The organism is uncultured Pseudoteredinibacter sp. (assembly GCF_947502065.1).
Classification (GTDB): Bacteria; Pseudomonadota; Gammaproteobacteria; order Pseudomonadales; family Cellvibrionaceae; genus Pseudoteredinibacter.
This window is the reverse complement of sequence record NZ_CANMYE010000001.1, coordinates 1,113,698-1,127,189: the sequence shown is the minus strand read 5'-3', so window position 1 is coordinate 1,127,189 and position 13,492 is coordinate 1,113,698. Positions and strand designations below refer to the sequence as shown.

General features: G+C 46.5%; 13 protein-coding genes. 6 read left to right on the top strand and 7 right to left on the bottom strand.

Annotated features, from left to right (window positions below):
- Positions 1–251 precede the first annotated feature (251 nt).
- The 3 genes from dnaQ to Q1A41_RS04655 form a co-directional block, all read right to left on the bottom strand.
- Positions 252–950 carry a DNA polymerase III subunit epsilon gene (gene dnaQ / locus Q1A41_RS04665; RefSeq protein ID WP_299975374.1) on the bottom strand — a complete coding sequence of 233 codons (699 nt, stop codon included), beginning with the start codon at positions 948–950 and terminating at the stop codon, positions 252–254.
- Positions 951–1,015: 65 nt separating this feature from the next.
- Positions 1,016–1,444 carry a ribonuclease HI gene (gene rnhA, locus Q1A41_RS04660; protein ID WP_299976161.1) on the bottom strand — a complete coding sequence of 143 codons (429 nt, stop codon included), beginning with the start codon at positions 1,442–1,444 and terminating at the stop codon, positions 1,016–1,018.
- Positions 1,445–1,529: 85 nt separating this feature from the next.
- The gene (locus tag Q1A41_RS04655; RefSeq protein WP_299975372.1) at positions 1,530–2,432 is read right to left on the bottom strand and encodes a methyltransferase domain-containing protein; all 903 of its coding nucleotides are present in this window, start codon (positions 2,430–2,432) and stop codon (positions 1,530–1,532) included.
- Positions 2,433–2,625: 193 nt separating this feature from the next.
- Here Q1A41_RS04655 and gloB point away from each other — a divergent pair, with 193 nt between their 5' ends.
- Together gloB and Q1A41_RS04645 are read left to right on the top strand one after the other, a co-directional pair.
- The gene (gloB, locus tag Q1A41_RS04650) at positions 2,626–3,399 is read left to right on the top strand and encodes a hydroxyacylglutathione hydrolase (protein WP_299975369.1); all 774 of its coding nucleotides are present in this window, start codon (positions 2,626–2,628) and stop codon (positions 3,397–3,399) included.
- A 246-nt stretch (positions 3,400–3,645) separates the two neighbouring features.
- Positions 3,646–5,256 carry a LysM peptidoglycan-binding domain-containing protein gene (locus Q1A41_RS04645; protein ID WP_299975366.1) on the top strand — a complete coding sequence of 537 codons (1,611 nt, stop codon included), beginning with the start codon at positions 3,646–3,648 and terminating at the stop codon, positions 5,254–5,256.
- Between the two features lie 26 nt (positions 5,257–5,282).
- Here the strand turns inward: Q1A41_RS04645 and Q1A41_RS04640 are convergent, their stop codons facing one another.
- Positions 5,283–5,891 carry a hypothetical protein gene (locus Q1A41_RS04640; RefSeq protein ID WP_299975363.1) on the bottom strand — a complete coding sequence of 203 codons (609 nt, stop codon included), beginning with the start codon at positions 5,889–5,891 and terminating at the stop codon, positions 5,283–5,285.
- Between the two features lie 251 nt (positions 5,892–6,142).
- Between Q1A41_RS04640 and Q1A41_RS04635 the strand changes: the two genes are divergently transcribed.
- The 3 genes from Q1A41_RS04635 (at position 6,143) to Q1A41_RS04625 (ending at position 8,760) form a co-directional block, all read left to right on the top strand.
- The gene (locus Q1A41_RS04635; protein WP_299975360.1) at positions 6,143–7,429 is read left to right on the top strand and encodes a TolC family outer membrane protein; all 1,287 of its coding nucleotides are present in this window, start codon (positions 6,143–6,145) and stop codon (positions 7,427–7,429) included.
- Between the two features lie 280 nt (positions 7,430–7,709).
- Complete coding sequence (gene lexA, locus Q1A41_RS04630; protein WP_299975357.1) at positions 7,710–8,309, top strand: transcriptional repressor LexA; 600 nt, start codon at positions 7,710–7,712, stop codon at positions 8,307–8,309.
- 49 nt (positions 8,310–8,358) lie between these two features.
- Positions 8,359–8,760, top strand: a complete 402-nt coding sequence (locus tag Q1A41_RS04625) for a SulA-like leucine-rich domain-containing protein (protein WP_299975354.1) — start codon at positions 8,359–8,361, stop codon at positions 8,758–8,760.
- Between the two features lie 103 nt (positions 8,761–8,863).
- On the opposite strand, the gene Q1A41_RS04620 is transcribed toward Q1A41_RS04625, so the two are convergent.
- The 3 genes from Q1A41_RS04620 to topA form a co-directional block, all read right to left on the bottom strand.
- A complete protein-coding gene (locus tag Q1A41_RS04620) occupies positions 8,864–9,124 on the bottom strand; it encodes a hypothetical protein (RefSeq protein WP_299975351.1) in 261 nt (86 codons plus the stop codon).
- A 99-nt stretch (positions 9,125–9,223) separates the two neighbouring features.
- A complete protein-coding gene (locus tag Q1A41_RS04615; RefSeq protein ID WP_299975348.1) occupies positions 9,224–9,697 on the bottom strand; it encodes a hypothetical protein in 474 nt (157 codons plus the stop codon).
- Positions 9,697–12,357, bottom strand: coding sequence for a type I DNA topoisomerase (gene topA / locus Q1A41_RS04610; RefSeq protein WP_299975345.1), 2,661 nt, complete (start codon positions 12,355–12,357; stop codon positions 9,697–9,699). Before topA ends, Q1A41_RS04615 begins: the two co-directional genes overlap by 1 nt.
- Positions 12,358–12,713: 356 nt before the next feature.
- On the opposite strand from topA, the gene Q1A41_RS04605 reads away from it, so the two are divergent.
- Positions 12,714–13,487: a hypothetical protein gene (locus tag Q1A41_RS04605; RefSeq protein WP_299975343.1), complete on the top strand. Its 774-nt coding sequence runs from the start codon at positions 12,714–12,716 to the stop codon at positions 13,485–13,487.
- Positions 13,488–13,492: the final 5 nt, after the last annotated feature.

Genomic DNA, 13,492 nt, shown 5'->3' with positions numbered 1-13,492 from the left:
TTATTCTTTAATCAATATTTTTGTGCTTTTTATTTAGTAGTAGGTCAACGAAAGCACTTAAGCTGCTAAAACGATACTCACACCAAATGATTAGCGCGCCACCCTTTCTTTGCACGCCAGGCGAGAGGCTGCATTTTGAGCAAATCCAATTATAAAACCCCCAAACTAAAACAGCCCTCTAAGAATTAGAGGGCTGTCCAATACAAAACCATTAAGTACCTTTTCGCAAGCAAGGCTTGATTCAACGAACGCTACCTACGCCAAAGACAATCCTCACCCAAAGCATCCAGCTTAGCTTCATGCAACTGCATTTCTTCCGCGTTGGCGGCAACCACTTTTAATGGCGCGCGGCCAGAGGCTAGGCGACGAATAGCACCAGCCTGCGCACCACTTGAATTTTCTTCGGATTCTGCACCGAGTGACAACATGGTTTGGCCACCTGTCATCATTAGATAAACATCGGCCAGAATCTCGGAGTCTAGCAATGCGCCGTGCAAAACGCGGCCAGAGTTATCAACATCGTAGCGCTTACATAATGCGTCTAGGGAGTTACGCTGGCCCGGGTGTTTATCACGCGCCATGACCAGGGTATCAATCACCGAACAATGATCGTAAACCTTGCCATGCCCCTTCCCCAGCAAATTGAATTCATGATCAATAAAGCCCACATCAAAGGGGGCGTTATGAATAATTAATTCTGCACCACGAATATATTCTAAGAAGCTGTCAGCAACTTGTGAAAAGACTGGCTTATCAGCCAAAAATTCATTGGTAATACCATGAACTTCAATCGCTTCATCTTCTACCACACGCTGAGGGTTCACGTATTCGTGATAATGGTTGCCAGTGAGTTTTCGGTTAAACAATTCGACACAACCAATCTCAATGATTCGATGTCCGGACTTTGGATCAATACCGGTGGTTTCGGTATCGAGAACAATTTGGCGCATTGACTGTTCCTAATGGTTTTGCGATTTCTTGTCTTAAGCTGTTTTGCTTTTAGCGAGTTTCAGATTTACCTGGGGATTCCTTGATTGGCCAGTTCATCTGCAATTTCATTCTCTCTATGACCGCTGTGCCCTTTTACCCAACGCCATTCAATTTCATGACGCTTACTTTCTGCATCCAGCTCTTGCCATAGATCAGCATTTTTAACAGGCTTCTTAGCGGAGGTTTTCCAGCCGTTTTTCTTCCAGTTAAACATCCATTGGGTTATTCCTTGTCGGACGTACTGGGAATCTGTGGTTAAGATAACTTTACAAGTTTGTTTTAAGGCTCTTAGTCCTTCAATTGCTGCCATTAATTCCATGCGATTATTGGTGGTGTTTTTTTCGCCTCCGCATAATGGCTTTTCGGTATCACCATAACGCAGCAATGCTCCCCACCCTCCTGGGCCTGGATTACCTTTACAGGCGCCATCAGTAAATATTTCTACGGTTTTTATTTCTTGATTCAAAAATACTTCTCTTTTTTAGTGCTAAAACAAATGTAAACAGATTTCGCCGCCTTTACCAAACCATGCATTCGTACTATTCGGTAGTGGGTGCGCTAGGCTTGCCCTTGTTGATAACAAGCTTGAGCTTTTCTTTCTTTGCTTGCCGGCCAATCGCGGCACTACCAAACTGCTCAGCATTGGCTGGTTTTTGCCAACGCGGCTTAAGGGCATTGGCAGCGAAGACATCATTACGCGCTACCAAGGTGTAAGATGCTCCCCAATTCAAAGCGCCCAGCTTCTTGCCCAGGCCTTCTAGCACACGACTACGCTCTAACAGCGCACTATTGGATAACGGCAATCGATAAAAATGCGGAATAAGCTCAAGGGGCTGCAAACCCAACAATTGTAGCCAATCTCGACTTGAGCTGGCCGTTAAAAAACGACGACGCCAAACTTGATTACCTTTGAAAAAACGCGCGACATTAGCAAATAAGCCGTAAATACTCAAAGGGTTAAAACTGGTAATGATCAAATGGCCATGATCAATTAGCACCCGCTGGGCTTCTCGCAATAGCTCATGAGGGTTGGAAGAGAATTCCAAACAGTGATGCAGTAATAATACATCCACCGAATCGGTCGCCAGCGGAATTCGGCTGCCATCAAAAGGTAAAGCCGAAGCTTCCTCACAAAGCCCCTTTTCACTCAATGATTGGGAATCAAGAGATTCTTTCAGACCATCAAGTTGCACCATCTGAATCTTATGATTGATACGGCTTTCCTCCATGAGCTCGCAACCATGGATATGACTGAAAGCACATAAGTGGTAGCCAAAGCGATATCTCAAGAGCTCATCTATGGAAGCTTGCTCTTCTGATAAGATGGCCTCACCCAATGGCGTATTAGACCAGCGGCTAATATCTTCAGCAAAGGCTTTTGGCGATTGCGGCACATTGGCGCGCTGATGTAACCATTGACGACATTGTTCTACAAGACTCACAATAAAGCCCTTTGCACTTAAACAAACTCGGTTTGACTTAGCCGCCCGCTCTACTGACACTAAAACGCGCGGCTATGTAATTTTATAAACTATAACAGAAATAGCTTTAGCGGGCGGCCCTACTTTGACCTAAAACGGCAAAGTACTCGATAACAGCCGCCGCACTGAAAGAGAACAACGGAGCCTGCCATCCATGGACTATAGTATTAGACCAATCGCTGCTTTTGATGACAATTACATCTGGCTAATCGATAACGGTGAGATCGCCGCTGTCGTCGACCCAGGCGACCCCAAGGTGGTATTAGATCGCCTTGAAGCCGATAATTTGAAGCTGGTCGCCATCATCAATACCCATCATCACTTTGACCATACCGGTGGTATCAGCGAGCTTTGTGAAAAATACGCAGATTGCGTGGTCTATGGCCCCGAAAGCCAGGAGCTTAGCCAAGTTGCTTGTCGCGATGGCGACAGCGTTGAAGTATTACCTAGCTTGAACTTCAACGTTCTAGAGGTACCTGGCCACACCTTAGATCACATTGCCTTTCACAGCAGCGATATGGCCACCCCAGTGCTATTTTGCGGTGACACCCTATTTGCCGGCGGCTGTGGCCGTATGTTTGAAGGTAACCCCGAGCAAATGCAGCAGTCACTAGAAAAGCTTGCCTCCTTATCTGGCCAAACCTTAGTGTATTGCGCCCATGAATACACCCTGGGCAATTTGAACTTCGCACTCGCAGTTGAACCTAGCAATAGTGCCTTAGCCGAGCGCATGGAAGAAGCCAAGGCGCTTCGCGAAGACCAACAAGCTACCGTGCCCTCACTATTGAGCCTAGAACGAGCGACCAACCCCTTTTTACGCTGCCGTGAGAGCGAAGTTCAAAAATCGGCCAGCCAAAGGGCTAAAAACATTGTCTCCAGCCCTGCAGAAACCTTTGCCGTAATACGTAAATGGAAAGACAATTTTTAGGCGCTAGCTTTTCAATATCGGCGACTATCGCTAAACAGCAGCCCCTATGCTCATAGGGGCTTGTCAATCTATCCTAAAATCGCGAATTAGCACCCTATATTAAGCGCACTGCTTAACAGTGTTTGACCTACTACCCCGCTATAATTTTACCTTGGGCTGATTGACCCAGACGGTCTGCCACTCTAGAATCGGCGCCTATTTCTACAATAAAAACACCTTAAAACGACCATTAGTAGTTAACGAATTATGCTTCGATTGCTTATACCTGTCGGCCTTGTACTGACGCTGGGAGGCTGCGCCCAACTTAGCCAACAGCCAGAAAAAACCGAGATTTCTCGCCACGATGCGCAATTAGAAGCCGCTAAACATGCCGAGCGCGCTGAATTGCCGCAGGCCGCCGGCACAAAGCTAGCCAAGCAAGGCTCTGCAATCGTAGAAAGCAATGACACAGCTTTAGCCGCAGTAAGCATTGAAGCAGCCAACATTGATACCGATCTATGGCAGCACATTCGCGATGGCTACCGTTTATCCGCCATTCAACATAAGCGCATCAATAAACAAGAGGATTGGTACGGCAAGCACCCCAATTATATGAATCGAATCAGTAAGCGGGCGCGTCCATACCTCTACTATATCGTTAACGAGCTTAAAGCTCGTGATTTACCCATGGAGCTGGCACTTCTCCCTATCGTGGAAAGCGCCTATGACCCATTCGCCTATTCACACGGCCGTGCATCTGGCCTCTGGCAGTTTACCCCACCAACCGCGAAAGATTTCGGCCTACACAACAACTGGTGGTATGACGGCCGCCGCGACATTGAAGCTTCGACCCAAGCTGCACTGGATTATTTAGAAAAGCTCCACAAACGATTTGATGGTGATTGGCTACTGGCCTTAGCCGCCTACAATGCTGGCGGAGGAACTGTTAACAAAGCGATAAAACGTAATCGCCGTCAAGGTAAAAACACTGACTTTTGGTCGCTGCGCCTCCCCAAAGAAACTCAAATCTATGTCCCTAGATTGCTAGGGCTGGCCAAACTGGTTGCCGAACCTCAAAAGTACGGCATTCAGATGATTAATATTCCCGATGAGCCCTTCTACCGGCGCTTCGATCTTGATTATCAATTGGACTTAGCGCAAGCCGCCGAGCTGGCCGAGCTTCCCATGGATGAGTTTTACCTACTCAATCCTGCCTATAATCGCTGGGCCACAACGCCTGATGGCCCACAGCACATCTTGATACCCATTGCGCAAGCTGACGCCTTCTCCAGCGGTTTGGAAAGCTTGGATGAATCTGAGCGCGTGGGCTGGAAGCGATATCAAGTTAAATCCGGGGATACGCTGGGTAAGATAGCCCGCCAGAACAATCTAACCCTAGGCGAGCTCAAGCGAATTAATCGATTAAGCAGCAACACTATTCGCTTAGGGCAAGCATTGTTTATACCTACCGCCTCTAAACCAGGCAAACACTATAGCTTTAGCCTAAACGAGCGTGTCGCCCGCAACCAAGGTAAAGGCCGAGTGCAGCGCTATAAAGTGCGCAGCGGCGATAGCCTGTGGAGTATTAGTCGTAAATTCGGTGTGAATTATGAGGATATCGCTCGTTGGAACAAGCTCAGCGTTAACGGCACCTTAAAACTTGGCCAAAAGCTGCTTATATATCCAAAGCAGGCCAATTATGCGAAGGGTAAACAGCGAATTTCTTACAAGGTTAGAAAAGGCGATTCCATTGCCAGAATCGCTAAGAAATTTGGCACCAGTATAAAGTCGATAGTAAGAAGTAACGGCTTAAACCCCAAAGACTATTTACAGCCTGGACAAGCCCTTACGCTCTTAGTTGACCCTCGACGCGGCTAGTTTTGCCCGTCCAGACTAGACAACTCTTAGTCTTGCCCCTCTAAAAATCGCCGAGCCGCTTCTTCATATTGTGAAGATCGCTCGGCAATAGCATCAAAGTCGTAAAAACGTCGATATTTCTCCAATAGCGACTGCCTCAAACGCCCTGCCAACTCAGCATCCGCTTCAAACAGCCTGTCAAAGTCGATTTCATACATCTGCAGACAAACACAGTCCTTAACGTAGTGCAGGCCGCGTAAAGCCGATAGGCGTGCTACTGGCACAGCTATGGAACCATGCATTTGATCTTGTAAGCCAAGCAGATTCTTGGCCGTAGCGACAAAGCGATTACTTGTTTCATCACGCTCAGCCAACAAAGGTAGGTCTTGTGACTTATCTGGGTCGTAATAGAGGTAGTAGTTACTGGCCTTTAAATAAACCTCATCGATAATAAAGGTAAGATTGCCCAATGGACGTATGCGCGGCAAATGACCTGCATCATTGCCTTCACGCAGCTCAAAATTCATTAACAGACGACCCGATTTACCCATGTGCAAAGCATGTGCTTTTTCGATGGCGAGACAAAGCATCTTAAAATGCTGCTGGTCCAAAGGCATTCCGTCTAATGGTTTGGGCTCTGCTGGCAAGTGGTTCATCTCTTTCCTATCCTTTTTAACAGCGCATGAAGGGATTATAGCCAGTATTCACCAAGAATTTATACAGAAAATACCTCGCATTAAGCGTCGGTAAAGGTTTGATCTGTAAGATTTTTGACGTTTTTTGCGGATGAACCGAATTCCTCATACTATTTGACTGTTTTTATTTTAAGGTGTGACATAATTCACAGATATAGTGTTAGAATACTTTCGACATAATTAACAATACCAAAGGAAAAGGGTAACGGATCATGAAAGTTAAGCATCTTATTGGGGTGATTGGCTTGGGGCTTGTAACGTCAGTGGGCACTACGGCTCAAGCACAGACAATACAAGAAGCCATTAGAACTGCTATTAACTCTCATCCGGAAGTGAGTGCAGCCAAGCACGAAGTACTCGCCAGGGAGCAGGAAATTAAAGGTGCCAAGGCTGGTTACCTACCCACTGTTGATGTCGCCGCCGGGTTCGGCAAAGAAGACACAAAGTCTCCTACTACGGGCCAACGTGATGTAAGCCTTGATCGTACAGAGACATCTATCTCTGCTCGCCAATTAGTATTTGATGGCTTTGCTACTCGCTCAGAGGTTAAGCGCCAAGAGGCCCGCACCGAAAGCGCGCGCCATGAAGTAGAGACCACCTCAGAAAACATTGCACTACGCACCTCTGAGGTTTACTTAGCGCTATTAACCCAAGCAGATCTTCTTAAATTAGCCGAAGCCTCTCTACAAGAGCATAAGAGCATCTATGATCAGATGACCCTGCGCAATCAATCTGGCGTAGGTAGCCGTGCCGACCTCGATCAAATTGCTGCTCGTTTGGCGCTTGCTGAAAGCAATGTTGTTGTAGCACAAGCCAATCTTATGGACGCCGTAACAAATTATTATCGCGTTACTGGCGTTATGCCGGAGGTTGAGGCCCTTTCGATGCCTAGCAACAATATCGACCTACCCGCTAATTTAGAAGACGCTGTAGAACTTGCATTGCAGAGCCACCCTACCCTAAAAACAGCCAATGCCGATATCGACGCGACCATCGCCCAGGCAGAAGCTGCCAAAGCGCCATTTTGGCCAGATGTAAGACTAGAGGCCGATGCTAGCTGGAATGAAGATACCGGCGGTGTAGTAGGTGAAGATGAACGCCAAGTAATTGCCCTTCGTATGCGCTACAACCTATACCGTGGTGGTGCGGACAAAGCTCGCCGCAAGCAGACTCACTACCTACTCGAAGAGTCTAAAGATGTGCGTAATAACACCAGCCGCCAAGTCGTTGAAGGCCTACGCCTTTCATGGACAGCGTTCGAGTCTGTTTCCTCTCAGCTACAGTACTTACAAGCGCACGTAGACGCCGCACAAGCTACCAAACAAGCTTATATCAACCAGTTTAATATCGGTCGACGCACACTCCTTGATTTACTTAACACTGAAAATGAAGTGGTTGATGCAAAACGCAATTTAATTCGTGCTAGCTATAACCAAAAACTAGCTGAATACCGCATTTACAATTCCATGGGCCTCCTCCTACAAAAGCTAGCTATCTAAGCTACTAGGTAGATCCCCTCCTAAAGCCGGCAAATGCCGGCTTTTTTGTGCCCTTTACGAGTACAGCAGCTTGGGAGCAGCTCGCCCCTACACACTGCTCGCTTCAATGACACACGCCAATCACAGCACGTCTTCAAACACGGCCCAAGACCTAAATGCTTTCGAAACCGCCAGTGGTAGGGGTTAAATTATCTCTACTTGTATTTTATTACTTGCTTTTTAAAAAACACTGTATAAAATCACATGTACTGTATAAATAAACAGACCAAGAGCGAAGACCATGATCAAACTTACAGCACGCCAACAGCAAGTTCTCGATCTTATCAAGTCATACATTGATGATACCGGTTACCCGCCAACGCGCGCCGAGATTGCCAAAGAACTTGGCTTTCGCTCCGCCAATGCCGCCGAAGAGCACCTTAAAGCCCTTGCCCGTAAGGGTGTCATCGAAATGATTGCAGGCGCTTCACGGGGCATTCGCTTGCCAATAGAGCAACAAGGTATTCCTTTGGTAGGCCGTGTAGCAGCGGGCAACCCAATTCTAGCAACCGAGAATATTGAGGATTATTGCGACATTCCAAGCTCTTTCTTTCAGCCTACCGCTGATTTTCTACTCAAGGTTCACGGTGAAAGTATGCGCAATATAGGTATATTAGATGGTGACCTCATTGCTGTTCACAAAACCGAACGTGTTCATAACGGCCAGATTGTAGTTGCTCGTATCGACGATGAAGTAACCGTTAAGCGCTATGAAAAAATCAGCAATCAGCCGCTCATTTACTTACATCCCGAGAATGAAGAGTTTTCTACGATTGAGGTCGATTTACGTGAACAAGAGTTTGCTATCGAAGGGCTTAGCGTAGGCGTTATTCGACGCTAAGTATATCGCAGGCAAACCAAGCACATTAGCCGATTTAGGGAGTAAGATCATGAACCAAGCAGCCATTCAAAGCGCATCACAAGAATCCGTATCGGAACACGGCTTAACTGAGCTTGTGGTTACCCATGAGCAAGATAATTACCTTCAATGGTTACTGCCGATGGTCGCCCACTTTAGCCAACAAGAAAGCGGGCGCTGGTTAAGCTGGGTTGGCGCAGAGAACATTAGCAAGGAAATGCTTATTCAATACGGCATCGACATTAGCCGCTTGAGAATTATACGCCTGCGAGATAAGAGCGATACTTTGTGGGCAACATGGGAAGCTTTAGCTGCCGGCAATAGCCATATGGTGATTAGCAGTCCCGGCGTACTGAGCCGGCAAGAATACCAGCAACTAAAACAAGCCGCAAAAGCAGGCGCCTGCCAGGGCTTAATGCTTCGAATTCGTTAACTGGGTACGGTACAACAGTGGAAACTGCGAAACTTAACAGCCAAAGAATCGTTTATAAGCTTTGAATTAGAATAACGATTTAGCTGTGGATAGCAAAAGACGCCTAGTGAATTTGCACAGGCCCCGAGTCCACATCAACTTCTTCATTAGAATCATCAGCTTTATTGGCTTCTGCAATTTCGCTAGCAGCTTCCAAACCAGCCTGAACCATTGCCCTGGCAACTTCAATCTTAGCGTCTTGTAGGTAGAAATTAGATTCTTCAGAAAAATGAATAGTCAACAAAGGTTCCCCCTTGCCCTCGGCCCTCTGCAAGGCTACATCGCCGTTGGCTAACTCGACAATTTCAAATAAGACGGTGTCCATTAATACTCCAGGGATTGAATATGCCGGCAATTCTAACAGCTTTCGCAGTAGGATTCGAATAACGCTTTTCCCAGCATAACAGCTATCGATGAACTCACCTTAATACTCTTCACTGAGTTTAATTATAGATTCAAAATAATGTTCAAAGTTGCTTATGAAAGCTTTTAGGGTTTTTAAGCTGGGCCTTAAGGAAGATTGCGACATTGCAATGATGTCTGCTGGACCACTTTCATCAATCACCAATGAGGCGTTCAAATCCTCTAACTGGCTCATTACTTTAAGAAAATCATCAAACCAGTCACTCTGTTGCAATTGAAGAACATTCGCTGGGAGGTTTTCACGAACATTATCGTCGATCTGCGCGCTGAGTTTAGTAATGCTTTGAGGGTAATAAAGATCATGCTTGTGCTCAAACAGCTCTTGGGCGAGCCAAGCGCCACACAGCCTCTCAATGATAAGAAACCCTCCCCTTAAAAAACTAAGCTTTTCAAGGGGAAGCGTTGTCATTTCAGCAGCTTTACACTGGCACTTAGCAAGCTGCAGTTGAGTAAGAAAAGGACGGAACTGATCCATTATTTTTTCTTACTTTTTGCCTTAGCCTTAGTCTTAGCTTGGGTTTCCACCCACTTTCCGCCTTCATAGAAAGCCTTCCAACCGGTAGCTTTGCCATCAATCTCCGACTGAACATATTGCTCTTTTGTCTTACGGCTAAAGCGAATAACAGCCTTGTTACCGTCAGGGTCTTCAACCGGAGCGCTAAAGAGAAATTTGTACTTTGGATCAATCTCACTCTTATAGGGCAGCAACTCTTCTACAAGCGGAGCTCGGGTTTCGCGATTCTTAGGAAACTGGCTTGCGGCCAAGAACATCCCTGAAGCGCCATCGCGTAACACATAATGATCTTCTACTTTATCGCAGGCTAACTCGGGCATAGGCACTGGATCCATCTTTGGAGGAGCCGCCTCACCGTTTCTCAGCAATTTACGGGTATTTTTACAGGACTCTGAGGTACAACCGAAATACTTACCAAAGCGACCGGTTTTCAGCTGCATCTCACTGCCACACTTGTCGCATTCTAAAGTCGGACCATCATAGCCTTTCAACTTAAAGCTGCCCGCCTCGACCTCAAAACCACTACAGTCTGGGTTGTTACCGCAGATATGCAATTTGCGCTGCTCATCCAGTAGGTAACTATCCATCGCCGTGTCGCACAGTTTACAGCGGTGCTTATTACGCAACTGTTTAGACTCGGCCTCATCGTCCTCATCAAGGTTCAGTACCTCATCACCCGACACTAAGTTCATGGTGTGTTTACAGCGCTCCTTAGGCGGTAAGGCATATCCCGAGCAACCTAAAAAGACACCAGTACTGGCTGTGCGAATCTGCATATGTCGGCCACATTGGGCGCACTCGATATCGGTTTCGGTTGGCTGATTAGCCCGCATTCCACCTTCAGCGATCTGTGCCTGGCTAAGCTTTTGGCTAAAGTCCGCATAGAAATCATCCAGCAACTTATCCCACTGCAGCTCACCATCGGCAACCTTATCCAGAGACTCTTCCATATTTGCGGTAAAGCTGTAATCCATCAGATCGACAAAACTTTCACTCAATCTTTCGGTAACAATGTCGCCCATTTTCTCGGCAAAGAATCGACGCGACTCTGTATGAACATAACCTCGATCTTGAATAGTAGAGATAATCGAAGCATAGGTCGATGGTCGGCCAATCCCACGCTTTTCCAATTCTTTAACCAAGCTCGCTTCAGTAAAGCGCGCTGGTGGCTTGGTAAAATGCTGCTTTGGATCAAGCTTTTGAAGATCTAAACTGTCACCAACTTTCAGTTCAGGAAGTACCACATCTTCTTCTTTTTTGGATTGTGGTGGCTGAACCTTCATAAACCCGTCAAATCGAATCACACGCCCACGTGTTCTCAGCTCATAATCCCCAGCGGTTAGCGCAATCGATGTGCTGGTAAATTCAGCAGGCGGCATTTGACAAGCCACAAACTGGCGCCAAATCAAGGTATACAAGCGCTCAGCGTCTCTCTCCATGCCTTTTAGCTGGGTAGGCTGCACAGTCACACTAGATGGCCGAATCGCTTCGTGCGCTTCTTGCGCCCCCTCTTTGCTGCTGTATGAGTTCGCCTTTTCAGGAAGATAGGCCTTACCATATTCTTCTGCGATAAAATCACGACAATTGGCTACCGCCTCTTGGCTTAGGTTAGTAGAGTCGGTACGCATATAGGTGATATAACCCGCTTCGTACAAACGTTGGGCCATCATCATGGTTTTCTTTACCGAGAAGCCCAAGCGGGTGCTCGCGGCCTGCTGTAAGGTAGACGTGATGTAAGGGGCGCCAGGCTTGGCTTTAGTAGGCTTATCGTCACGTGAAGCAACTTGGTAACTGGCTTGCTGCAGCTTTGCAACAGCGGCCATGGCCTGTTCTTCATTAACTGGTTTAAAGGCTTTACCGTTTTCTTTCTTTACCTCAAAGCGAATCTTTTCAGCATCTTTGCTATTTAAGTCCGCAAAGATATCCCAATACTCTTCAGGGATAAAAGCCCTGATTTCGCGCTCACGCTCCACAATAAGCTTTACGGCAACCGACTGAACTCGTCCGGCAGATAAACCTCTCGCAATCTTTTCCCAGAGTAATGGAGATACCATATAACCCACTACGCGATCTAAGAAGCGGCGAGCTTGTTGGGCGTTTACGCGGTTTTGATCAATGGGACCCGGGCTTTTAAAAGCCTCTTGGATTGCCGATTTGGTGATTTCATTAAAAACCACGCGGCGGTAACGGTCATCATCTCCACCAATGGCTTCGCGAAGGTGCCAAGCAATGGCCTCCCCCTCCCTATCCAAATCCGTTGCGAGATAGACAGTATCAGCATCTTTTGCCAATGCTTTGAGTTCAGCAACCACTTTTTCTTTGCCGGGCAGGATTTCATACTTAGCTTGCCAACCGTTCTCTGGGTCAATGCCCATGCGGCTAATCAACTGAGTCTTGGCTTTGCGCTGCTTGTGGAGGACTTTTTCTTCAGGCGATAATTTACGCGTGATAGCCGCCTGGCGGGCCCTCTCCTTGGCATCTACAGGAGCTTTTTTCCCTCCGGACGTCGGCAAATCTCGAATATGACCGACACTGGATTTAACGACAAAGTCCTTACCAAGATACTTATTGATTGTTTTGGCCTTGGCAGGCGATTCCACGATTACCAGGGATTTTCCCATATTATCCTTCTTAAAAAATACTCGTATCCTGCTTTTTATAAGGCCCGTTAAAGATATAAGACCAGCAGGTTTTTCATAGCCTAAGGGGCGCATATATATAGACAAGCGCTCTTCGGGTCAAGTATGACCAATATGACTGACCATAAAATAACCAGACATCTAACTATTTGGGGGCAATGCACAAGCGGTACTAGACAAGCCCTTTTTTAGGAATACCATATTCCTTGTCGATTTCAACCAATAATTTGTTTTTACTAAAGCCAAATAGCTTGTTGCCGATGACATTTATACAAATGTACGCCCTGTACAGCTTAATTGGGTTTTACTTAAGTAACACTGAATTCACAACTAGATTTATGTCCGCTTCTTTCATTCTATATACTGCCCTGGCCCTCGCGGGCTCATCTTTAGCCCTGCTCGCCTACGTGAATTATCGTGAACGTAAACAAGCCGAGCATAGACTAAAAGTTAGGCAACTCACGCATGCCGCTGAAAGCTTAGAGGACATGATTAACAACCTTGAGAGTCTGAGTCGCGAAAAGGAGTTATTTTGCACACTAGCCCAAGAATTACTGCGCCGATACCAGAAGCTTTTTGATTTTGATGCGCAAGCTAATAATGTGGAAGTTCGTATACAACGGGCACAGCAGTTACTGGAAAGTTATCAAAGCAAAGGCAATACCAAAACCATCAATCGTATCCGTCCTAATGATCAAGCGATTAATAAAACCGAGCGGCAAATTCAAGAGGCGATCGACACCCTCATACATATGTTTAACGGCAAACATATTGCGGACAAAACCCTTGGCCCACTGATGCGAGAATTAGAGTATGCCCAATTGACTGTAGAGGTTATTTCCGGTGTGGCTCAAGGACATAAACTCTATAACGAAGGTGAATTTGTGGACGCCAATTCACACTATTTCCACGCCCAAAAACTCAGCATGCAATCAAAAGTTAAACACCCAAATCGTCAACGATTGATCGACGAACTTGGTGAAATCATCAACCGAGAGCGCCTAGCATTAAGTGAGGATCTAATGCCAGAAACGCTTTACAACCCCGACCCCAACCAAAAACCTATGAACAGCCCAGGCACCACGCTAGAAGATGCATTAACCGTTGAATAAAGCAT